At 51.5% G+C, this 22,882-nt stretch carries 22 protein-coding genes and 4 pseudogenes; 4 read left to right on the top strand and 22 right to left on the bottom strand.

Translation table 11 applies throughout. From position 1 onward, the window contains the following. Window positions 1–42 precede the first annotated feature (42 nt). From PUR_RS11405 to PUR_RS11325, 19 genes and pseudogenes are all read right to left on the bottom strand, one after another. On the bottom strand, window positions 43–1,107 hold the full coding sequence (locus PUR_RS11405) for a homocitrate synthase/isopropylmalate synthase family protein (RefSeq protein WP_179035337.1): 1,065 nt from the start codon (window positions 1,105–1,107) through the stop codon (window positions 43–45). After that, window positions 1,107–1,739 carry a pyridoxamine 5'-phosphate oxidase family protein gene (locus PUR_RS11400; protein WP_232101821.1) on the bottom strand — a complete coding sequence of 211 codons (633 nt, stop codon included), beginning with the start codon at window positions 1,737–1,739 and terminating at the stop codon, window positions 1,107–1,109. Before PUR_RS11400 ends, PUR_RS11405 begins: the two co-directional genes overlap by 1 nt. Beyond that, window positions 1,736–2,467: a type 1 glutamine amidotransferase gene (locus tag PUR_RS11395; protein ID WP_179035336.1), complete on the bottom strand. Its 732-nt coding sequence runs from the start codon at window positions 2,465–2,467 to the stop codon at window positions 1,736–1,738. Before PUR_RS11395 ends, PUR_RS11400 begins: the two co-directional genes overlap by 4 nt. A 68-nt stretch (window positions 2,468–2,535) precedes the next feature. Further along, complete coding sequence (locus tag PUR_RS11390) at window positions 2,536–2,985, bottom strand: hypothetical protein (protein ID WP_232101820.1); 450 nt, start codon at window positions 2,983–2,985, stop codon at window positions 2,536–2,538. A 106-nt stretch (window positions 2,986–3,091) separates the two neighbouring features. Next, window positions 3,092–4,465 (bottom strand): Fe-only nitrogenase subunit beta, encoded by a 1,374-nt coding sequence (gene anfK, locus PUR_RS11385; protein WP_232101819.1) that lies wholly within the window; start codon window positions 4,463–4,465, stop codon window positions 3,092–3,094. Window positions 4,466–4,496: 31 nt separating this feature from the next. Beyond that, complete coding sequence (gene anfG / locus PUR_RS11380) at window positions 4,497–4,850, bottom strand: Fe-only nitrogenase subunit delta (RefSeq protein ID WP_179035335.1); 354 nt, start codon at window positions 4,848–4,850, stop codon at window positions 4,497–4,499. 16 nt (window positions 4,851–4,866) lie between these two features. Beyond that, entirely contained in the window at window positions 4,867–6,432 is a 1,566-nt protein-coding gene (gene anfD, locus PUR_RS11375; protein ID WP_179035334.1) for a nitrogenase iron-iron protein, alpha chain, read from the bottom strand. Window positions 6,433–6,450: 18 nt separating this feature from the next. After that, entirely contained in the window at window positions 6,451–7,278 is an 828-nt protein-coding gene (gene nifH / locus PUR_RS11370; RefSeq protein ID WP_179035333.1) for a nitrogenase iron protein, read from the bottom strand. A gap of 495 nt (window positions 7,279–7,773) precedes the next feature. Further along, the gene (locus tag PUR_RS11365) at window positions 7,774–8,157 is read right to left on the bottom strand and encodes a NifB/NifX family molybdenum-iron cluster-binding protein (RefSeq protein WP_179035332.1); all 384 of its coding nucleotides are present in this window, start codon (window positions 8,155–8,157) and stop codon (window positions 7,774–7,776) included. Further along, on the bottom strand, window positions 8,154–9,476 hold the full coding sequence (locus tag PUR_RS11360) for a nitrogenase component 1 (protein WP_179035331.1): 1,323 nt from the start codon (window positions 9,474–9,476) through the stop codon (window positions 8,154–8,156). Before PUR_RS11360 ends, PUR_RS11365 begins: the two co-directional genes overlap by 4 nt. 4 nt (window positions 9,477–9,480) lie before the next feature. Next, entirely contained in the window at window positions 9,481–10,833 is a 1,353-nt protein-coding gene (locus tag PUR_RS11355; protein ID WP_179035330.1) for a nitrogenase component 1, read from the bottom strand. A gap of 136 nt (window positions 10,834–10,969) precedes the next feature. Beyond that, the gene (gene nifB, locus PUR_RS11350; protein WP_232101818.1) at window positions 10,970–12,292 is read right to left on the bottom strand and encodes a nitrogenase cofactor biosynthesis protein NifB; all 1,323 of its coding nucleotides are present in this window, start codon (window positions 12,290–12,292) and stop codon (window positions 10,970–10,972) included. A gap of 431 nt (window positions 12,293–12,723) precedes the next feature. Further along, entirely contained in the window at window positions 12,724–12,957 is a 234-nt protein-coding gene (locus PUR_RS11345) for a ferredoxin (RefSeq protein ID WP_124695938.1), read from the bottom strand. Window positions 12,958–13,152: 195 nt separating this feature from the next. After that, window positions 13,153–13,224, bottom strand: a pseudogene (locus PUR_RS26545) (hypothetical protein); the annotation flags it as partial. Window positions 13,225–13,242: 18 nt separating this feature from the next. After that, window positions 13,243–13,380 (bottom strand): annotated as a pseudogene (locus PUR_RS26025) (SDR family NAD(P)-dependent oxidoreductase); the annotation flags it as partial. Between the two features lie 120 nt (window positions 13,381–13,500). Further along, window positions 13,501–14,547: an aromatic ring-hydroxylating oxygenase subunit alpha gene (locus tag PUR_RS11335; protein WP_179035329.1), complete on the bottom strand. Its 1,047-nt coding sequence runs from the start codon at window positions 14,545–14,547 to the stop codon at window positions 13,501–13,503. Window positions 14,548–14,895: 348 nt separating this feature from the next. Further along, window positions 14,896–15,021, bottom strand: a complete 126-nt coding sequence (locus PUR_RS26295; RefSeq protein WP_269474718.1) for a hypothetical protein — start codon at window positions 15,019–15,021, stop codon at window positions 14,896–14,898. Between the two features lie 13 nt (window positions 15,022–15,034). Further along, window positions 15,035–15,169, bottom strand: a pseudogene (locus PUR_RS11330) (aldo/keto reductase); the annotation flags it as partial. A 72-nt stretch (window positions 15,170–15,241) separates the two neighbouring features. Continuing rightward, the gene (locus PUR_RS11325) at window positions 15,242–16,036 is read right to left on the bottom strand and encodes an SDR family NAD(P)-dependent oxidoreductase (protein WP_179035328.1); all 795 of its coding nucleotides are present in this window, start codon (window positions 16,034–16,036) and stop codon (window positions 15,242–15,244) included. A gap of 419 nt (window positions 16,037–16,455) precedes the next feature. Between PUR_RS11325 and PUR_RS11320 the strand changes: the two genes are divergently transcribed. Both PUR_RS11320 and PUR_RS11315 read left to right on the top strand, forming a co-directional pair. Beyond that, window positions 16,456–17,637 carry an MFS transporter gene (locus PUR_RS11320; protein WP_179035327.1) on the top strand — a complete coding sequence of 394 codons (1,182 nt, stop codon included), beginning with the start codon at window positions 16,456–16,458 and terminating at the stop codon, window positions 17,635–17,637. 35 nt (window positions 17,638–17,672) lie between these two features. Beyond that, window positions 17,673–18,131, top strand: coding sequence for a heme-binding protein (locus PUR_RS11315; protein WP_179035326.1), 459 nt, complete (start codon window positions 17,673–17,675; stop codon window positions 18,129–18,131). Between the two features lie 63 nt (window positions 18,132–18,194). Here the strand turns inward: PUR_RS11315 and PUR_RS11310 are convergent, their stop codons facing one another. Both PUR_RS11310 and PUR_RS26540 read right to left on the bottom strand, forming a co-directional pair. Then, window positions 18,195–18,929, bottom strand: coding sequence for an IclR family transcriptional regulator (locus PUR_RS11310; protein WP_179035325.1), 735 nt, complete (start codon window positions 18,927–18,929; stop codon window positions 18,195–18,197). Between the two features lie 205 nt (window positions 18,930–19,134). Next, window positions 19,135–19,365, bottom strand: a complete 231-nt coding sequence (locus PUR_RS26540; protein WP_179035324.1) for a LysR family transcriptional regulator substrate-binding protein — start codon at window positions 19,363–19,365, stop codon at window positions 19,135–19,137. On the opposite strand from PUR_RS26540, the gene PUR_RS11295 reads away from it, so the two are divergent. Both PUR_RS11295 and PUR_RS11290 read left to right on the top strand, forming a co-directional pair. Next, the gene (locus PUR_RS11295; RefSeq protein ID WP_179035323.1) at window positions 19,350–19,622 is read left to right on the top strand and encodes an MFS transporter; all 273 of its coding nucleotides are present in this window, start codon (window positions 19,350–19,352) and stop codon (window positions 19,620–19,622) included. The genes PUR_RS26540 and PUR_RS11295 overlap by 16 nt on opposite strands. A 350-nt stretch (window positions 19,623–19,972) precedes the next feature. Then, window positions 19,973–21,531: pseudogene (locus PUR_RS11290) on the top strand (IS1182 family transposase). Between the two features lie 149 nt (window positions 21,532–21,680). Here PUR_RS11290 and PUR_RS11285 read toward each other — a convergent pair. Further along, on the bottom strand, window positions 21,681–22,874 hold the full coding sequence (locus PUR_RS11285; protein ID WP_179035322.1) for a trans-sulfuration enzyme family protein: 1,194 nt from the start codon (window positions 22,872–22,874) through the stop codon (window positions 21,681–21,683). Window positions 22,875–22,882 lie beyond the last annotated feature (8 nt).

The raw sequence follows: 22,882 nt of genomic DNA, 5'->3' as shown, positions 1-22,882 counted from the left end.
GGGTCCGGTCTTCCGACCGGCCCGGGCAGTACGCGGATAGCCCTACTGAAAATCACTCTGCCGCTTATATAGTTCCATTAGCTCGATATCATTTATCGGCCGCTTCCGGTATTCCGCCAGCTCTCTTACCTGTTCCAGAAGCAGCACCGCTTCGTCCGAAGCAAGCCCCATGTCCCACTCCCCGAACTTGCGTTTTAGCGACGAGGTTCCCGAATGCTTGCCGATAAAGAGCTTGCGGGCAAGACCCATTTCCTCCGGCCGGATGACTTCATAAAGTTCGGGATTTTTGGATATCCCGTCCACGTGAATACCGGATTCATGCGCGAAGACATTCTGGCCGATTACCGCCTTGTTCACCGCCACCGGGATGTTCATGGCGGATAGAACGGCTTCACAATCGTCAGCCAACGTATCAGTGGAAGGTCCTTCAGTCTGCTTCCACAGCACCTTGACGGCCATCAACACTTCCTCCATCGCCGCTTTGCCTTTGGAACCGACTCCCGCTACCGAGATGCCGATATGCTCCACACCCGCTTTCAGCGCCGCGAGGCTGTTGGCTGTCGCCAGACCGAGCACATTGGCGCCGCAGAACTCCAGAGGGCAAGTAGCCCGCTTCATAAGCTCGGTCAGAGTGCTTCGGGCAATCAAGGGGTCTAGCCTGCTTTTGCTGTCGCAATAAATGAGCCGTTTGATCCCGTATCGCTCCACGAGTGGCCAATAGGCGTCAAAGCGGGCGGAGTGGGTAAGCGTCAGGTCTTCTACATATAAATATATTTCGTGCGCGAACTCCTTCGCGGTCCTAAGAGCCGCCTCCAGCTTGAACAAAGACATCCGGTCAAGCGTATTAGACCAAAGAATCGCCACCTTGGTAAAACCCATCGAACGGGCCAGGGACAAATCATCGGCTGTGGGCCTAACCCGGACACGAATCCGGTCCGTAAGGTCTGTATCCGCAATCACTCTCCGGTAAGAATGGATATGTCTGATATACACATCCAAAACTGTAAGGCCGTAGCGCTGCAATATCGCCGCCATCCTGCCGATTTCTTCGAGATCCACAGACCGGCGGAACGCTTCGTCAACGGTATAATCGATGAGTTCAATCATTATGCGCCCATTCCGGGCGGATGCCCGGGGTGACCGCCGGGATGACCCGGATGACCGGGGTGGCCGCCGGGATGGCCCGGATGACCGGGGTGGCCGCCGGGATGGCCCTGACCCGCCGCAAAGTCCGGAACCGCATCGTTTTCTTTGCCGGTAATATGCACGGGCGTAATCCGGATGACGGCTAAGGCGTTGCCGTCCATGGCCGAGCGGTATCTCTCCACCATTTTCTCGGAAATGCCCTGCTTATAGAATCCGGGAGTAAATTTGTCTAGGACCTTCTGCAGGACTCCGGTCGCCTCGCGTACATCCGTCACTTTTTCCGCCTTCCCGAATACCATCACGCTCATGTAGGAAGTATCCGCCTTACAAGGGACGGGGTCAGAGATGGTGCCGTTCTCCCGGTAAACAGTGAAGCTGACGGACGGGTTATCTGCGAGAAGACGCAGCTTTTTGCCAGAACCCATGCCATGAAAATAGACAGCTCCCTCATGCCAGACATAATTGACGGGAACGGCGTATGGGTACTCATCGCCTCCGATGCCGACGATTCCCACCCGGGATTCGGACAGAAATTGTTCGATTTTATCTTGGTCGCGGCAGTCTCTTGCCTTGTAGCTCACATGTTCCATCATCCGGTTATATACTTCCTTTCTTTTGCGGCAAGCTCTGTTTGCGCCAGTCTTGTGAGAAATTCCGCCATCCAGGCGTTGTTCTGCGCTAGATATTCCGGATGGCTCAGTACCTCTTCCGGCGATTGCACATACGCGGCAGGGATCATTTCATTCCCGCTCTCCTCAATATAGCCCTGCAGAAGCTGCGGCGTATTCTCCAGATGAAACTGAAATCCGAACACGCGCTGTTTGTATACAAAAGCCTGATGGCTGCATGCTTCGCTCTCCGCTAGGACCTCCGCCTCCGGCGGCAGCACGCTGAACGTATCGTAGTGCCACTCGAACACCACCGAATTTTGGGGGAAGAACGAGAACAGCGGATCGCTTTGCGCCTTATCGCTCCACCAGATCGGAATCCAGCCGATTTCCGGCTGACCGTTCTTCGTTACTTTACCGCCAATCACGTCGGCAATGAGCTGAGCGCCCAGACAAAGGCCCAGTACAGTTTTGCCTTCGGCAATCGCTCCGCGGATCAAATCCTTCTCTTGCGCCAGCCAGGGATAGCTTTCTTCCTCATAAATGTTCATAGGACCGCCCATGATCACCAGCCAGTCGAAGTTCTCCAGAGCCGGAAGCGGTTCACCGTTAAAGAACTTGGTGTGTGTGACCGTATGACCATTCGCAGTTGCCCATTCAAGAATACTGCCCGGGTGTTCAAGCTCAATATGCTGCAAATAATGAAGCCGCACGATCTCCCTCCTTTTATTCCCATGCAAATACTTTATATATGGGGCGGCAGTCAACCCGCGCCTAAGCGTTAATCGGCCTTACCGGCCGCACTTTCGCCAAAAGCCGCGCGGACCTCCGCAATTTTTTCTTGATCGAACAGATTGCGCACCGAGACGCACATGGACAGAACCCGGTCCGCATCCGCCGGTTCGGGAGTACCGTGAAAATAATCGTCAAGCGAACAAATGCCGAAAATGAAATCCAGCGACCGGATCTCCTTGTTCAGCTCCTTTGGAAAATCCACTGCAGTCTCCACAGCATTCATGAGACAAATATAATTATGATTCAAGGGCGGAGAGTCGTATAGATAACACATGGCTACCAGGTAGCTCTCCAGCGCAACGCAGGCAACGTTGAATACGAGACTGTGCCGCTGGTTCTCACGCTGAAACTGTTCCGCACGCCGATGATAGGCAAGAGCGTCCCGGTACTTCTCTTCAAATGTCTCCAAATCATACTCGTTAACCGTCAAAGACATGCCGGATTTCCCCCTTATATTGAAATACTGCCGAACCCTCGTAAGCCTCGGGTCCGGCAGATTCATAGATACAGATCAGAGCAGATTATCGGTTTACTACATTATCCTACCAAACATTCAGCAGCCATTCTTTGTTCTTCTTGTATTCCATATCGGTGAACAGCGTGTTCGCCATTTCTTCGGCAAGCCAGATGGCGCCTTTGTAGCCGACAACCGGATGGCGGTATAGACCCGCGCGGTCATAAGTCGGGAACCCTACACGAACCATCGGCACTTTGTAATCGATGGAGATGAAACGGCCTTTAGAATGTCCCAGAATGAGATCCAGTTCCAGTCCGTTCTGCAGGCGGCTTTCCAGATCCATCAGGTCAGCGTTCATAATGATTTCCATATCAAACTCTACATTCTCCTGAAGAGCTTTGATCCGGGGATCGGTTTTATAGCCCCCGTGATCGTCGCCCAGCAGCAGAAGCACAGGCTTCATTTCGAGGTCTAGACAATATTCGGCAAGTCCGATAACAAGATCCGGGTGTCCGTAAATGGCAACTCTCTTATCAGCCAGGAACATGTGCGTGACGTCGGTGATGGCGTCGATCGCGACACCGCGTTCTTTCACGAGCGATTGCGGAATCGGTTTGCCCGTCATGTTCTTCAGGTTCTGCAGGAACGTATCGGTGTTCCGGATACCAATCGGAGTCGGTCCGACGATTGCCTTGATATCGAATTCATTTTCAAGATATTTAGCTGCTTTTCCGCCTTCATACCGGTTAAGCGCGATGGTGCCGATTGCGTTTGCCGTGCCTTGCAGGTCCTCAATCGTAGTGGTGCCGTGGGACTCGCCGCTCTTATCCGGCATGAGCGGGGAATCGAATTCTTCGATTTCGAACAAAACCGTTGCGTCGATGTCCATAGCGGACAGCAGACCTTTCAGCACCGTTACATCGCCCGGGTTAACCCAGCCAGTGATCAGGTTCAACTTGCCGTTCGGCTCGCCTTTTTTGGCAAAATATTGAACGAAGGCATCCAACGCCACATCGTAGCCCGTTACATGGCTTCCCACAAAGCTTGGAGTATGAATAGCGACCAGATGCACTTCGCGGTCGGCATATTTCTCCTTAATCAGTCCCTCATTAAGCTTTCTGATTACACCGTCAACGTCATCGCCGATAACTTCCGTCGAGCATGTGGTGATAATTGGGACAACCTTTACATCCGGGTAACGCATCAGCAGTACGTCAACCGCCGTTTCCACACGGTCGAGTGCGCCGAATACCGCGCCGTCTTCATGGACGGAAGAGGAAGCCATGAGGAAGTTATCCTTGAAATGCTGGGAGAACCACAGGCGGACGAACATTACGCAGCCTTGTCCTCCATGAACGATTCCGATACAGTCTTTAATGCCGATGCTGGCAAATTGCGCGCCGGCTGGTTGGCATGTGAAAATCGGATTGATCACACCGGCGCGATCTTTGGGTTTCAAATCACAAGACATCCGTATTGCTCCTCTCGGGTTAGTATTGTTTAACGGTCAACTCTTCGTTCAGCGACCCCGTAATGGTCACATAGTCAATACGTTCTTTCAATGCGGCCATAACCTCTTTGATTTCAGCTACGTTCAGTGTGTTGATCCAATCAAACCGCTCCTTATAAGCATCCGCCAGACAAACAGCGTCGGCATAGTAGCATCTGTCTTCGGCAGTTTCCTTCGCAACCGGCTCGCCGCACAGGATTTGCGTTGTTTTGCCCAGAATGTTCTCATTCTGTCTTTCCCGGTCCCAGGCACGGGAGTGAAACTGCCAGAGGCATTTTTTCAAAATATGGTCTTCCAGCTGAGCGACCCGTTCTTTCAGCACGTTCTCTTCCACTTACAATTCCTCCCCCTTAAGCTTCTACGCTGGCAGCCCGTTGCTCCAGGTATGGATACGTCTTGTTCCGCAGCTTGGACACGGAGTCAAATCCGCCGGTGTATTGTCTGAGTGTTTCCGAATTCTTGACTTCTTCGGGCAGGTTTGCATCAGATACCAGTCTTTGCGTGCTGAAGCCTTTATCCGTCGCAATTTCGTCCTTGCTGATGTCAATACCCGACAGCTGATGGATCGGCGAGTAAATCGCATTGTAGATATCGCGTGCGAAACGAACCCATCCTTCATAGCCTTTGTAAGGTCCATTGTGGTACGCATGCGCGTTCAGATAAGGTACGCGTACTTTCTTGGCAACTTCTCCAGGACGCTTACCGGTGAAGATAACGTCCGGTTTCAGTTTCTCCATGGCTTCCAGACCTTCCAATTCGTTCGGATCGTCAATGGCCAGCGCACCTTCTTCACAACGGGCAATACCTTTCTCCATGTCGCCTTGATGGCCGAATTTCGTATACAGGGATACAACTTCTACGCCCATTTCTTCATGGATAACGTTGGCCCAGTGCCACAGCTTGGAGCCGCCCGGCCACAGGCAGACTTTCTTGCCTTTCAGACGTTCTTTATACCAATCCAGTTCAGGCTTCCATCTGGCGGTTTCTTCATCGATGATCGCTTGGGCGCGGTCTTCGATGCCGAAGAAAATCCCGATCTTGCGCAGGGAAGAGGACAGCGGCTCAAAGCCGAAACCGTCGATGTCCAGACGCGGAATGTTATATTTCACGCGCAGTTCATTACAGATATATTCGGCGGAACGCGCGCATTCCAGAACGTTCAGATGAGCCTTATGCATCGCTCTCAGATCGTCATAGGAGCCATTGCCGGTGAAAGTGGACAGAACTTGAATGCCCATTCTCTTGAAATAGTCCTGCATCACTTCCTGGTCGCCCTGGATGTTGTACTCACCGACATAGTTGATTACATAGTCGCTTGTGATTTCCGGTTCAACCGTACCAACCTTATTCTTGACCCAAGCGATGTTGATTTTGTGGTGACCGCCAGATTGGCTAGGTCCCGCAAAGCCGGGGGAGTTACATACGAAGATATCCACATCGGGCATTTCTTCCATAACTTCATCCGCAACGGCGCCAATATCATCGCCGATCAAGGCGGTGGCGCAAGTTTGATAGATGGTCATACGCTTGATGTCCGGGAATGCTTTGAACGCTTCAATGATATTTTGTTTCAGCAGCTTTTCGGCGCCGAATACGATGTGCTTTTCCTTAACATCTGTCGCAAACGTGTTCTTCAGCTGAAAGTTGTCATTGTCGCTGATATAACGTTTTGTTTGCCAGGTGTCGTAGGTACAGCCAACCGGTCCATGGCTGATGTGGATAACGTCCTTCATCGGAGTTCCGATTACGTGCTTGGCTCCGCAGTAGGCGCAGCCGCGTTCGGAAATCGTTCCTGGAATCGTGTTAAGATATCCAAGAGGAAGAGCGTCGGTCAAATCTTCGCCCGGGCCTTTGACAACGGCATGCTTTTCTCTCTCGGGGATGCACTCACTGCATTCAAAACGATGATGTGGCATAGGTTCGTCCCTCCTTTTTTAGTCGACAATACCGTACTTGGAAACCATAGCTTCCAGTTCATCCATGCTCAGCGGCTTAGGAATAACGAACATTTCATTTTCAATGATTTTGCGTGCCAGTTCGCCGTATTCATGGGCTTGTTCATGTTCCGCATCGAATTCAACCACGGTTTTTTTGTTGAATTCGGCTTTTTGCACGATGTTGTTACGAGGCATAAAGTGGATCATTTGAGTTCCGATAGCGGCAGTGAACTCTTCCAGGAATTCTCTTTCTTTGTCAACGTTACGGCTGTTACAGATGATTCCGCCGAGGCGAACCCCGCTCTGTTTAGCGTATTTCACAAGTCCTTTACAGATATTGTTTGCTGCGTAGATGGCCATCATTTCACCGGATGCTACGATGTACACCTCTTGAGCTTTACCGTCGCGGATCGGCATTGCGAATCCGCCGCATACAACGTCACCGAGTACATCGAAGAATACGAAGTCGAGGTCGTCTGTGTAAGCTCCGTTTGCTTCCATCAGGTCGATGGCGGTGATAACGCCGCGGCCTGCGCAGCCTACACCAGGTTCCGGACCGCCGGACTCAACACATTGGATATCCAGGTAGCCGGATTTTACAACTTTCTCAGTCGTGATGTTTTCCGCGCCGTCATCGCGAAGCATATCCATCAGCGTCTTTTGGTTCATACCGCCGAGAATCATCCGTGTGGAGTCGGCTTTCGGGTCACAGCCATGGATGAAGATTTTTTTGTCATGATAGTAAGCCATTGCTGCTGCAGTGTTTTGTTGAGTTGTGGATTTACCGATTCCGCCTTTACCGTAGATAGCGATTTTTCTTGTCATTTCAAAATTTCTCCTCTCGTTTTTCGGATCTCATTTTTTTAATCAAGAACCCCATCCTATCCAACAGCCTTGCCGTTTCTATCCGTATGCTCTGCCTGGGTGCAGATAAGCTTACGGCTTGCAAATCTCTTCCACAAACATCCTATCATTGCGTTAATTTTACTGACGCTTATTGTTATTTGTCGTGCGCCTTAAGTCAATATTAGCTTGAGAATCGACAAACCATCAATCCTTTCGGCACAATTCGTTTCGCTAAAAACAGGATATTCAAAATATATGTAAGGTAATATCACACGAATGTGATTATGCACGCTTTTCTCTATTTTCAGAACGCTTTCACACCGGTTTATTCATTGGGTTTAATGGGTCTATGCGGGCACTCACTGCCTGCTCCCCCGAAAAAAAAAGAAAAGCCCCGGCGTGAATCCGCATGTCCGGCCGGACTGCAGTTCACAAGCCAAGGCTTTCTTTGTTGTCAGTCGCAATGCAAAGATACTAATCGGACCACTCGCCCGCCCGGCGAGCAGCTTTGACCAGCCACAGCGGAGGACGTTCCCTCAGCAGGTTCAGAAGCCCGTCCATCTGGGGGATTACCTCCGATTCTGGTTCCACTTTCAATATCATGATGCCGTCCTTCATCAGCTGTTTCACGGCGTCGTTCCCGATACTGCTTACGAACAGCAGCGTGCAGTCCCCGATCGATTCCACTCTGCGGGCTACCCGAATATCATGCTCGTCCGTATCGCTATCCGCGTGAACCGTACGCGATTCCAGCCATCTGTATTTTTCCTCTTTCAATTCAAATATAGAAAAAGAACTGCATTGCCCAAAATGCGCATCAATGCGCTTCCCGTCCTTCGAAGCGAATGCGACCTTCATTTACGCACTCCCCTCTCCGCGCCCAACAGCGCATTGCCGATCCGGCCCAGTATTTCCGTCGTTCCCCGGTAACCGACACTGACGGTCAGAGAAGTTCCCAGCCTGCCCAATACGGGAAAGCCCATCGGCTCGAACGCAATGCCTTTGCGCAAGGCCCCCTGTTCGCCGTAAGAGCTGCCAATCCACAGATCCGCGCCATCTTCGGCCAGCCGGTCCATGTCCTCCAGATCCCCGATCAGCGCTCCGCCTTTGATTGACTCCAGCACGGGTGAAGCGGACGGGGCCACGGCGCGAAAGGACTTCACGCCTATTTCGCCCAACCATTCGGACAACCCCAGCAGATGGTCCGGCTCCAGCGCGGCAATTATCCGTTTTCCCCGGTAGGCAGCCTGCGCATCAAGCATGCCGTCAAGCAGAATCTGGCGCTGCCAGCGGTATTTGACCTGCACTTCGGTCCGGCTCTGCTTGCGCAGAAAGTCAAAGAAATCATCCGAGGCCTGAAGTCCAGTGAGACTTGGGAACACGCGGCAGGGAATGCCGGACGCCTGTTCGATCCGGCGGGCCGCCGCTTCCATGGAACCCCCCACCGCGATTGTGCAGCTCGACGTCATCATCTTGTCCAAATAATCCAGCGGCACTCCGCCTCTTGACAGCTTGGTGTTGCCGATAAGCAGATGACCGCAAAGCGACGAGGACAAATCCGGAAGGGTGATGATCTCCAGTCCGAAAGAAGAGATGATTTCCTTAAGCTCCATGACATCTCCGGGTGTCAAATGCGGTCCGGCGAGCAGATTGATACGATTGCGGCGTTTTTTGCGGGCCGTCCCTCCGGAACGTGCGATCACCGCCTCCACTACCCGTTCCGTCATACGGGCATAACCCGTTTCCAGCGATCCTTCGTAATCCGGCATTTGCAGCGACAAGATCAAGCTCCCACCGGATGTACCGCCACTTTTTTCAATAAACAGCTTCACGTCATTCTCCAAATCCTCGCCTACCATCTCCGTAAGCGAAGTGCCGATCAGCACGATCAAATCAGGCATATAGCGGGACATCGCGAGCTCCAGCGCATCCTGGGCGCTTTCGCTTCCGCCAAAAATCAAATTCGAATCATGCACCGTGACGTTCTGCAGTGCGACCGGTTCCCGATAATGCTGAGACAGCAGTCCACTAACCGCTTCCACACAGCCGTGCGCGCCATAAATAATGGGCAGTGAACGGAAAAAGCCCTGCAAAGCCAGCACGCCTCCGACAGCCTGGCTGACCCGAAACGGATTGACGGACAACGGCTTGTTTATGTTCTCTCTATGCCGGTTCATGACTTCATCCCTCCCAAGGGGCGCTCTTGCCGCTGATTTTCCACACCGGCTGCTCCAGTGTTCCCAGCAAATCATGCGCAAAATTACGCACTCCCGCATATCCGGCATAGGAAACATGCCGATTTCTGGCCACGCTGAGAAAAGGGATTTTCTCCTTGAGAGGCACAAATTCGTTTCGCCCGCTGACAATCATCAGATCGGCCTTCCGTTCGCGGAAGGTTTGCAGGATTTGTCCGTCGTCGCAGTCATTGATAATAACGGCACCCTCATTCACTCTTTCTCTGATCCGGGACATATCCTCCTGAGCGTTTCGGTTCGTTCCGATTGCGGCAACTTTGAATCCGAGCTCCTGAAGCATCGTCAGATAAGTCCAGCTTTCCATCCCATCCGTATACAGGACGGCCACTTTCCCCTTCAACGCTTTACGTATGGAAGCGAGCTCCGAACGCAGACGTTCTTCTTCTTTGCGCATATAGCGGTGCAGGCGCTTGTCGAGTTCGGCATCGCCAAAGTGAAACGCGATCTGCCGCATTGTAAACCGGATTTCCCGTTCGCCGTAAAAGGAACCTTCAAAATAGGGGATATCGTACTTATCCTTCATTTTCCGGGCCAATGTAATCATCGAACGGCTGCAGACCACCATGTTGACCTTTGCCAAATGGGCGCAGCTCACTTCGCCATAACCGCTTTCTCCCGTTATTTTGGCCAGCACCCGGATACCAGCCTTGGAAAGCAGCGTTTCGATAATCCTCCCTTCCTCCGCGCCGTTGTACTCACCGATCAGATTGATATCGAACTCCGCGGCCTTATCCTGCTTCAAGGTCCCTTTTCCGATAACTCTGTCCATGAGCGCCTCGCCTGCCAACCGCCTGCCCATATTGCTGCTGCTGCCACTGAAACCCGGACTGTGAACCGGAATGACCGGTATCCCCCAGATTTCTTCCGCCTCTTCGCAAATGGAGTCCAGATCCTCCATCGACAGCACCGTTATGCATGTGGCGTACACGAATATGGCCGGAGGCCGATAGCTCTCGGCGATATAACCAATGGAATGAAGCAATTTGCTCTCGCCGCCCATCGCCATATCCTGATCGTTTAATTGGGTTGAAAAGCCGTATCCGGACAGATTGCCGAAATCGGTCCGGCTCTCCGACTTCCCCCACCCGCTTTCGAGACAGCCTGCTGTCCCATGCACAAGATGCGCCGCATCGGCAATTGGCATAAGCGCGGCCAGTGAACCGGCAAAGGGACAGCCGCGCGACACTTCGCCGGGCTTGGGCCGCGCACAGCCCTTCTTATTCTGGCCGTTATGCTCGCAATCGGGTTCCACAAACAGATTGTTCTTTCCTTTCGGCATGAAACATCCTCCTTTCCTGGACGGACGCCGCTTCTGCGGATACCCCTAACTCGGAAGCACGCTGCATATTCAGGCTTATATTTGTACAAAAAACGGGTACAATTGTACCCGCATACGCAATCGATTCTCTATTTTGTTAATTGCAGCTGCTGGCAAAATAACTCATATAGCGGACATTTTGTTCCAGTTGCTTGTCGATATCCCCTTTGCAGACTATCGGCATAATGCCGACGTACCGCAGTTTGTTGGACGGAGCCTTACCGATGCCCGAGCAAAGCAGCAGTGTGCAATCTTTAAGCATTTGCACTGTCTCGGAGAATATCCGGGCAGCTCCGCTGCCGTCGTCGCCGCATTCGGCCATTCCGTTGCAGTAGGCCTGCACCTTGCGGACACCGATCAACCTGGATTCCCCCGAACTGTTTACCTCGTAAACAAGAAACTCCTTGGCATGGCCGAAGTGCTGGTTAACTTCGCCGGAGCCTCTGGTGGCGACAGCCACCCGGACCGACTGGCTCCAATCTCCCTGCGGTTCGGCATCGAGTCCCTTCATTTTGGACAATATCCGTTCCTGATGCGCGTCCCGCGCCGCCTTGTCAAAATACAGGGCGTCCGGCAGTAGTTCAGGCGTCTGGCTCATGTCTCCGCCGAGCATGCCGACCGCATCGGCCCGGCACTGCCGACAGTGGCGCATAACTTTCATAATTTGCGCTGACGCTTGCTGCACCTCGATTGACTCTTCATTAGTCGGTGCGCGAAAGCCCATTTTCTCATAGAAGCTGCCAGGCGAGAGGATCAGCGGCATAATATTATGGCTGAAAGCTCCGAGCTCTTTGACTTTAAGGGTCACTTCCCTCAAATGCTCTCCGTTGACTTCGGGAATATGCACAGAATTCACCTTGCACAGCACGCCCGCTTTTGCCAGCATCCCAATCCCCCGAAGCTGTCTTTCAATCAACAGCGCGGCAGCTTCCCGGCTGCGGAATAACTGCCCGTTGTATGCGACTTTTTCATAGATGAGGGCACCGATGTCCGGATCAATCGCGTTCATCGTGACCGTCACATGCCGGATACCCAGTTCTTTGATCTGCTCCACATGATCCGGCAGCATAAGTCCGTTTGTGCTCAAGCACAGATGGATATCGGGATCAAGCGACGCAATTATGCGAAAGGCACGGAAGGTTTCCTCGGCATTCGCCAGCGGGTCTCCGGGACCCGCAATCCCTACTACCGACAGATTGGGCAGCTGCGCCATCGTTTGAGCAACACGTTCACCCGCTTCTTCCGGTGAAAGCACCTCGCTCACAACGCCGGGACGGCTCTCATTGACACAGTCGAATTTAGGATTGCAGTAGTTGCAGCGGATATTGCACTTGGGCGCTACCGCTACATGCATGCGCGCGAAATGGTGATGCGCTTCTTCATTGTAGCAAGGATGCTTCGACAAAGCCGATTCTGACACGATCGTATCTCCCCCCTCACAAGAATTTTACTGACATTGTCCGTCATTATTAATGACTTATCTGCGTATAATTCTTAATTTTTTACAATCATACTTCCAGAAAAAGAACAAGGTCAATCGCTCCCAAGCGAATTATGATCATATTAGAAAGATTGTCAGCTTTAATGTCAAATATAATCACATATTGCTGACATAAATCGTTTGCATGGTAAAAATAAAAGGCTTTCATTCCGCAGCGGAATTGGCAGATTGGCAGATGAGTAAATAGAGGCTTGAATCATGAGGGTTAATGAACTGGGGACAAACACAAAATGCGGACCGAAAAGTAAATATGCCGCCGCGTACGAAAAAATCCCTCTCGGGTTGTCCGCTCCAAGCGGAACAAACAACCCAAGAAGGATTTGGTGTAAAGATCGGTGCCAACAAGCAGCTTATGCGAACGGAGCGGCAGCCGTCTTGATACAGCTCGTCGGACAGCTGTCAACGGCATCAGAGAGTTCTTCCAGCAGGTCGCTCGAGATGAGCGTAACTCCCTTATTGTTATCGCCCTCGAAAATCACTTCCGCCAGACCGTCATCGTCGAAATCGAAAATTTCCGGAGCCGCGGAGCCGCAGCTTCCGCAAGCGATACAAGAATCCTTTTTGACCAATACGTATTTACTCATTAATCCCACTCCTCTATTTATAAATGATAAGTCATATTATAAAAGCGAGATTTCCTGTAGGGATGTGACTTAATTTATATTATTTAAGAAAAGATAGAAAAAAACATACTTTGTTCTTCGGATTTAACACATCTAAGTAACTTTACTTAACATGAAACTACGTGTAACTATATCTGCTCATTGGCTGGGAGAGAATTAAAAAACACTCCGCACTAATCCGCCGTCAATCCGCAGAGCCGCACCATTAATTGCCGAGGATAAAGGGTATCCAACATGGTCTTCAATGGATACCTTGTCTTCGCTTCGGCCGTTTATCGGTACGGATACGCCTTCCTTTGGCAATGCCTCGGCGATAGCCCTGCCGATCCCTTCCGTCGAGCCGGTTACAAGCGCTGTTTTGCCTTCTAAATGAAGTTCCTTAATTAACCCTCCTCAAGATCGGAATTCAGATAAAAATACAAAAAAACGTACGCCTAGCCGAGACTTTCGCCTCTGTCGCCAAGCGTCCGTATTCGTTTGATTAAATTCATTATCAGGAAAAGCTTATGAAGTGTAAGGTCTGCCGAGTCCAAGTTCGCTTAGGAGCTGCCGGTAAGCAATCGAAGTGCGGTCTGCAGGAATGTGAGCTTCGGCTTGCAAATCAAGCGGCAGATCCTCGGGTGTCTGCGCCTCCACCATCGCCCGGTCTTCCTGGAAGACCTGGAGGTTGAACTTGATTGCGTCCTCAACCGGAGCATTCTTGTCAAAGTTTCTTGCGATCGGGCAGAACAATCGGGTGTAGCGGGCAGATACCGGCGATGCGCAGTTCAAAATCCGTAATCTTCCCTCGTTCGGAAAATATACCGTAAGGGAAGCGGCAAACGGCGGGAACACACGGAACTCACGAAGCCACTGAAAGCCCTCCGGGGCGGGGTTATCCTGACCTTTTCCGTAATTGCTGACCGTACTCCAATATTCGGCCACCAGTTCGTTTCCCTCACGCTTCACCTTGTATTGAGGAACTTCCGTGTTATTGCGGTCACCGAAGGTTTCGGTGTGCACATAGGCAAAATGCGACACATCCAGAAACCCTTCCATCTGGCGCCCTGCGGAACCTGCAATATCAAAGCTCGGAGGAAGGATATTCAGGTAATCGGGATCGTCCCATCCCGGGAAGGACGGGATTTGCTCCGGTGCAGACGACAAGCAGGTCCATATCAAACCGTAGCGTTCAACCGCGGGATAGACGATTAGTTTCAATTTTGGCGAGATTTTGGCGCTTGGGTGTGCCGGAACGGCTGTGCATTTGCCTTCGCAGTTATATCGAAAGCCGTGATACGGACATACAATTTCCCCATTCTCAACCCAGCCCATGCTTAAAGGCGCCCCCCGATGAAAGCAGAGGTCACGGGCGATAACCACCTTCCCATTGCTGCGGTAACATACTAGCTTTACATCCAAAAGCTTCACGGCTACCGGTTTATCCTGCACCTCATCCGCAATGGCAACCGGGTACCAATATTGGGACAGCACACGCCAATCCTCGGGCGAGAATGTGCAATCGCGGGGAAGCTCGAGTTCATTCAACGGTTTCTTATTATTTTCTGACATGACCGCTCCACCTCATTTCATTACTATTATATTTATTATGTTCAATTTATAACATGTCATCTAATATGACTGATGATGTGTATTTTAATATCATTTCATTTTAATAATCAATCTAAAATCCCCGTTTTTGTTCACGCGCATAAAAAACAGTCGGTAACGTTATGCATAATCACATTTAGCCTTATCAAAGCTTGATTAAACAAGAACTTATTGAATTAATCAAGCGTATCTCCCGCTTCTGCATTTTGTTATTACCAAATCGGGAATCCTCTCCATATCAAAAAACACGGCAGCATCCAAATCGATGCTGCCGTGTCCAATATTCGCAGTTCAACGTGTCCGAAATCCTTACTTCGACCGGCTGGGAGGCGCCATAAATTCCGGGCCGACCGGCTCCTTCACTGTTTCTTCAATGATACGATCGATTTCTTTCAAAGCATTCTGATCCAGCGACCAGCCCATCACTTCATCCACCGGAGCCAATTGCTCCGGCTTCGTACACGGGCGCCGTATCGATTACATTAATTCCGCGATCCAATGCGGCGTGAATCGTACGAATCGACTCCGCATCATCGCTTCCGCCCCACATCCAGCCGCCGATGGCCCATGTGCCCAGACCAATTCGGGAGGCTTAAAGCCCGGTATCGGATGCCTGTACAAATTCCACTTTGTCTTAATCCTTTCTACGAGTTGATTAAAAAACGCTTCTCACCAATCCTCCGTCAATTCGCAATGCCGCACCGTTGATTGCCGAGGACAGCGGACTGCTCAGGAAGGTGACGAAATTGGCAATTTCTTCGGGCTTGATGAGACGTTGAATAATGGAGGTCGGCCGATTTTCCTTCATAAACTTGGCCTCCGCTTCCTCTATGCTAAGACCCTCATTCGGATATAAAGAATTGAGCATCGTCTCTACTCCTTCGGTAAGCGTCGAGCCCGGCATAACAGTATTGACAGTAACACGGGTGCCTGTGGTCAGTTCGGCCAAGCTCCGGGAGAGAGACAGCTGCATCGTTTTGGTCGCGCTATAATGAGCCATTTCCTGAGAAGGCATAATGGCGGCTTCGCTGGCGATAAAGATTACTCTACCTTCATCTTTTTGCAGCATTTGCTGAAGGAAGTGCCGCGTCAGCCGGACTCCGCTCATAATATTCACTTCAAAGAACTTAAACCATTCTTCGTCCGGAATCTCGAAATACTCCGCCGGCTTAAAAATTCCCAAGTTGTTGACGAGGATATCAATGTCATGTCCCCGGTTAATCAGATCCTGGCAGCCGCTTTCCGTCCCCAGATCAGCAGCGGCGGGCTGCGGGTTTGCATTAGGATACAATTCCTTTATTTCTTGAACAACTTTGGACACCTTATCCGCGTTGCGTCCATTGATCAGTACAGATACACCTTCCCTTGACAATGCCTCGGCGATCGCTCTGCCTATTCCTTCCGTCGAACCGGTGACAAGCGCTGTTTTACCTTCTAAATGAAGCTCCATGGTTAATCACCCTCCTCAGCAACAGGATAACCTATTGAACCAATTTAATCCAGAAATCCAGTTATGGAGGTGTGCTCCCTACAAGAAGATCCTCCATGATTCTGCTTGAAGACTCCCTGCAAAAAAAGGGCCTGTCCCTCGGCATTTAATCACTGCTTCCGGACAGCCCCAACGCTTTTCCAGATGTTTTGTTGTATTGCCGCCGGGACTAGCAGCGGTCCGTAATGATTACATCTTATTGAAGTTTGGGCTGCTTGTATTGGAAATAACGGAAAGGGAAGCGGAGCAGACCCGGGAGCGATTCACGAGCAATCGGCCGCCGCCACCTCGAATTTGTTTCAATTATAGAAACTTTAATTCTATATTTGAATCTTCATGAATGATGCTCTACTATTTTTATCATCAAAGGAGGTGAATGTATGTCCACGAAAATCTATCTCGCGCTGTTCGCACTGGCTGTCAGCGCCTTTGCCATCGGCACGACCGAATTTGTAATCATCGGTCTTCTCCAGACGGTGGCCAACGATCTTGGAATCACGATAACCAAAGCCGGAACTCTGGTCTCGGGCTACGCCGCGGCTATCGCAATCGGTACCCCGATCGTTGCAGCGCTGACCGGCCGCCTCCCGAAAAAAGGCTACCTGCTGTTCCTGATGGCGCTGTTCACAGCGGGGAATGTTCTGTCCGCCCTTGCCGGGTCCTACTCGCTGCTGATGTTCTCCCGAGTCGTCACGGCGGTCGCCCACGGCGTCTTCTTCGCGGTCGCCGCAACCGTCGCCGCCGATATGGTCCCTGAAGACAGGAAAGGAACCGCTATTTCAATCATGTTCACGGGACTTACAGTCGCCACCATTTTAGGGGTTCCATTCGGAACCTACATCGGCCAGCAGTTCAATTGGCGCCTCAGCTTCGCCGCCGTCGCCGTCCTGGGCCTCATTGGCTTGCTGGTCGTCATATTCGCGGTAAACAAAGTCTCCCGCGAGGGCACTTCACCGACAATCGGGGATGTGGGCAGACTAGCCGGCAATCCGCGCATTCTGCTGGCGCTGCTCATGACCGTAGCCGGTTTTGGCGGAACCTTCGCCTTGTTCACTTATCTGTCTCCCATTCTGGAAGAGATCAGCGGCTTCTCGTCCGATTCCATCTCCCTGCTGCTGCTCGTCTACGGCATCGCCGTTGCCGTCGGCAATCTGGCGGGGGGCAAGCTGGCGAACGGACATCCGGTGAAGGCGCTCCGGTATGTGTTCCTGTTTCAGACAGCGGCGCTGCTGCTGCAAATCTGGCTGCTCCCCGGCAAACATTTAAGCATCCTGTCCATTATATTGCTGGGCCTGTTCGCTTTCATGATGTCGGCAGGCGTTCAAACCTATGTTCTGATGCTGGCCGAGAAGCTGGTTCCATCCGCCAAGTCGGTTGCTTCCGCGCTGAACATCTCCGCCTTTAACATCGGCATCGCCGCCGGGTCGGTGCTTGGAGGGTACGCGGTCGATTACATGAGCTATCTCGATACTGCCTGGATCGGCGCGATTATGACGGCGGCCGCCATGGCGCTAGCGCTGATCAATTACCGTCTGGACCGCAGACAGCGGTTATTCGATTAACCGGATTATTACATTAAATAAAGGAGAGAGAAAATATGAACTTGCAGACATTGGATCAATTAGAGCAAGAACTCGAATTCACCGGATTCACCAATGAGGACGCTCTGCAATTGGGAAATCTGATTATTCAATATGCGAAGGAAAAAAATGCAGCTATCGCCGTCCACATTGAACGGTGCCGCGTACCCGTCTTCACTCATCTGATGGATGGCACTTCGGAGGAAAATTATGTCTGGCTGTTCCGCAAAAAACGGATTGTCGATCATTACAACCGGAGTTCCGCATATATCGAAGCCCGCTTTATCGAGAACGGAACCACGCACACCGAAGGCTCGCTGCTCTCTCCCGGGGATTATCAGGCGGTGGGCGGGTCTTTACCCATCCGTGTCAAGGGACTCGGCGTTGTCGGTTCCGTCACGGTTGGCGGATTGACCGGCGAATTGGACCATGAGTACGCGGTTGAAGGCGTCCGGCGGTTTCTGGCTGGCAAATAAAATTGGCTGTCCTGTCCTGAAAAAGGCCGGAAGACGCGTCCAAGAGACGTGTCTTTCGGCCTTTCACAGTTTTCTGGAGATTTGGGCGCTGCATTCCAGCAATCTTTTGCTCAGCGCCCGGTCTTTCTTCTTCGTAAGGCGAGCGGCTGGACCGGCGAGTGCCACCGCGGCAATCACTGCATCATCATAATAGATCGGAGCGGCGATACAGCGCAGACCGACCTCAGTCTCTTCATCATCAACTGCATAGCCCTGCCGCCGGATCACTTTAAGATGCTCTCTGAGCAGATGCATGTCGGAAAAAGTGTTTTCCGTGTTTTTGTGAAGCGTGAGCCGGCTCAAAATCTCTTCCCTCCGCGCTTCGTCCAAATGGGCCAGAATGACCTTGCCGAAGGCGCTCAAATGCGCATAAGAGGAATCGCCGACCTGGGAATGAATCCGCATCGTATGCGTGCCTTCCACCACTTGCGTCGTTACCACATGGAGGTCATGAAGTATTCCGACATAAAGTGTCTCTCCCACCTCCTGAGCCAATTGATTTAGCGGAGGCACCGCAAGCCAGTCGAGTCTCGGATTCGAGGCCGCCGGCGTCCTTCCCAACTTGTCCGTAACACGGTAAGAACGATCTTCCTTCTCAATATACCCCGCGTTCTCCAGCGTGTGCAGCAATCGGAATGTCGTTGATTTGTTCAATTGAAAGATCCGCATAATTTCAGTCAGCGTCATCGGCTGCCCTTCCCGCAGCGCCTCCAGAATCAGCAGCCCTTTCTTTAACGTTGCCACCTCGTATTGATCCATATCTTCACCTCCCGGTTGTCCTAAACGACAGGTAGTATTCCTTATATTGTAGAACAAATGGCAATAAGGTTCAAATATAGATACATGAGTTCGTTATATGAAATAATCTCTCAACACAACGGCATCGTGAATGCCCTTGCAAAAATTAAGCTCCTCCTTATAGCGATCCAGCGCAATTTCGCTTGCCGCTCTCAGAGGATGATTCTCAGGCACCACGCCAACCAGTGTGATCATGCTTCAGAACCTTAAAATCATACTCGTCAAAAGGGGAAGCGATAATGCCGATCTCCAGCGTCCGGTCCTCGACGCTACATTTAATCTGAATCGAGGTTCCTTCCGTTAACTCAACCGTGACAAGCGGATACCTGAAGCGAAATTTGCAGATTGCATCCGGCAGCAGAAGAGTTGAAGCGGCGTAAAATGAGCCGATTCCCACCTTGCTGCGCAGTCGAGGTCTGGGGTTTGACGTTCGGGGGGACCGCCGCCTTACTTCAGATGGTATTTGCCGAAACAGCTGGCGACAGCGCTGATATTGCCCAGTCCATGCTGGTGACTGCATGGAATCTGGCGATAGGCGGCGAATTGGTCGGCGGAATTCTGCTGGAAACTCTTGGGGTTCTTTCTTTTCCATGGACATTGCTCATTCACATGCTGTTTGCGATCATCGTGTCGCGCAGCGCCAAGGTACACTGATTTCCGGCAAGGCGGCCTTAAAACGGACTAAAGGGGGTGTCCCAAAAGCCATGAAATGGCTGCTTGGGACACCCCTCGTTTTTTGAGTAGGATTTAGGTAAGCACTTGGTGTGGACGCTCCGCGAACGGACCGTTGTTCCAATCGCTGTTGTGTCCAGATTTTTTTCATTCCCCTTAGCGGTGAAAATCCGGACCCAAAGGCGACCGCTACCGCTTTTCCACAATCATTCCGTCCCCTCCGCTGCTTTCAGCTGTAACTGTTACTAAAATTCTTTCTTGAAAACACAAAAAGAAATCGCCCTTTGGTAAAATGGAAGTACCACCCACCATCTCTAAAAGGAGCGATTTCTTTGTACATTCAATATACCATGGACCAACTTTTCCTGCCAATGGATTTAGAAGAAGACATTCCAGAAAATCACCTCGTTCGTGTCATCAACACTGCCGTAAACCGCCTAGACGACTCGATCTTTGATGCCGCTTATCCCGGCGGTGGCCGCGACAGCTACCACCCCAAAATGCTCACCAAAATCATTATTTATGCCTACACCCAGCGCATCTACTCTTCCCGGCAAATGGCCAAAGCTGTGCGGGAGAACATTCCCTTCATGTGGCTGGCCGGACGACAACGCCGGACTTCCGCACCCTTAACCGCTTCCGTTCTCAGCGGATGAAGGATGTCCTCGAAACCGTATTTACCGCCGTTCTTCAATTTCTGGCGGACGAAAAATACATCTCCCTAGAGCATTACTTTGTCGACGGCACCAAGATTGAGGCCAATGCCAATCGCTACACGTTTGTTTGGGGCAAAGCGGTCAGCAAACATAAGACCAAACTGCAAGAGAACGTACACGCGCTGTTTGCCACCATCGAAGCTGCAGAGAACCAAGAAGAAGCGAAACACCAAGGCAACGATCTCGCTGAACTTGGCGAGTCCTCAGCGATTAGCGCCGAGAAACTCGAACAAGTGACCCAGGAACTCGAAGCCCGGCTTCTGAACAAGCCTAAAGATAAACTCCTGAAGAAAGCGGTTCGTAAGCTTCGAAAAGACCTGCTTCCCCGGCTGCTGAAGTACGAACAGTACCAAGCGTTGCTCGGCGACCGGAATAGCTTTAGCAAGACCGACCCGGATGCGACCTTCATGCGAATGAAGGAAGATCACATGCGAAACGGTCAACTCAAACCGGGATACAATGTTCAGATTGGGACCGAAAACCAGTTTATTTTAGCCTACAGTCTACACCCAAGACCGACCGATACCCGCTGCCTACAACCGCATATGGAAAAGGCAAGGCAGATGCTTGGCAAACTCCCACAGACGGTCATTGCAGATGCGGGCTACGGCAGTGAAGAAAACTACGCCTATTTGGAAAAGGAAGAGATTCAGGCTGTGGTGAAATACGGCAGCTACCATCAAGAGAAGAGTAAAGCCTGGAAAGAGAAGGTCGGAAGGATTGAGAACTGGGCGTATGACGAAGCCGAAGATACGTGGACCTGTCCGGCCGGACAAATGCTGCATTTCCGCAGAGAAAGCAAGGAAACCTTGGCAAGTGGGTATGAAATTCGCAAACGTCATTACCGAAGCCAAAACTGCGACGGTTGCCCACTGAAGGACCGTTGCACCAAAGCGGCAGGAAATCGGGAAGTGGCCGTCAGTCTGGAACGGCTAAGGTACCAGAAGCAGGCTAGGGAAATGTTGCGAAGTGAAGATGGCTATGCTTTGACGGTACAGCGAATGACGGAACCGGAAAGCGTATTTGGACAACTGAAGAACAACCGAGGGTTCCGGCGTTTTCTGCTTCGCGGCATGGAGAAAGTGACGCTTGAGGTCGGGTGGCTTTCACTTGCCCATAATGTGCTGAAGCAAGCCGCAGTGGACCAAAAACGCAAAGCAGCGATTCTCCAATAACGGGAGAATCACTGCTTTGCTGACTTTTTACGATTTTTTAGAATGAAGAAAGCTGTCTCTGACGTAGAAGAACTACTTATGGGACAGCTCCTTTGGTTCGAATTTAACATCCGGGACACAGAATAACCGGGAGAGGGACGGTCCGAGCCTTAAACCTCTTTCAGCGCCCGGTCAAGCTCATGGATCAAATCATCGGGATTTTCCAATCCCACATGCAGACGGACCAGTTGGTGGGTAATGCCTCGCTTCGCGAACGCTTCCTCGTCGATCCCTTTACCAAAGCTTACAAGGGGAGGGACACAAATCGATTCGAATCCGCCCCAGCTCAGCCCAAGCTTAATCAGATGCAGGGCGTTGAAGAATTGGGGCATATTTTCTTTCGCCGTGTTGATCTCGAAGCTGAACAAGCCGGCGAATCCGCTCATTTGACTGCGGGCAAGCTCATACTGGGGAAAGGACTGCAGGGCCGGATATCTTACCCGCCCGATCTTCGGGTGCGATTCCAGAAATTCAGCCACGGCCAGCGCGTTGCGGGCATGCTCCTTCATTCGGATAGGGAGCGTACGCAAGCCCCTCAGTATTAACCACGCTTCAAATGGCGACGGTGACGAACCGATCAGTTTGTGCTGCTTGCGAATCCGCTTCAGATGCGGTTCCCTCGACACAATGACTCCGCCGATCGTATCGCTGTGGCCGCTTAAAAATTTGGTCGCGGAATGGACGACGATATCGATCCCCAGATTGAGCGGCTTCTGAAGCAGCGGGGTGGAATACGAATTATCAATCAGCGTCACAATCCCTCTTGGCTTGCATAACGCGGCAATGCCCCGTAAATCCTGTACGCCGAAAGTGGTGCTTACTGGACTTTCCAGTACAACCAGGCGTGTGGCGGAAGTCATGGCCGCTTCAATCTCTTCCAGGGACTCGCCGGACACATAGGTAACCTGGATGCGGAGAACCTCCTTTAGATGCTCCAGAAAGCTGCGGGTCGGGCCGTACAGATTATCAATAGCCACGACATGCATCCCGATTTCGGCATTCGCCATAATCGCGATGGTAAGCGCGGACACGCCCGAACTTGTCAGAACGGCTCCGTCCCCCTGCTCCAGGCTGGCAATTTTATCGCATACAATATCGAAATTGGGGTTGCCGTAGCGGGTATAACAATAGCTGCCGTTCTCATGATTGATTGCATCCCGGAATTCCTCATACGTTCCACTGGAAAATAACGACGTCTGGAAAATGGGTGGTACGACGGCATTATAATAGAAATTACTCTTATCCTCGCCCGAATGAAGCAATAGGGTTTCTTCATGGAGTTCGTCTTCCGTGTGTACGGTCATGGCTGATC

It is taken from the genome of Paenibacillus sp. URB8-2, assembly GCF_013393385.1.
Taxonomy (GTDB): Bacteria; Bacillota; Bacilli; order Paenibacillales; family Paenibacillaceae; genus Paenibacillus_AQ.
The sequence above is the reverse complement of the archived record's forward strand: the minus strand, read 5'-3'. Positions and strand labels throughout refer to the sequence as shown.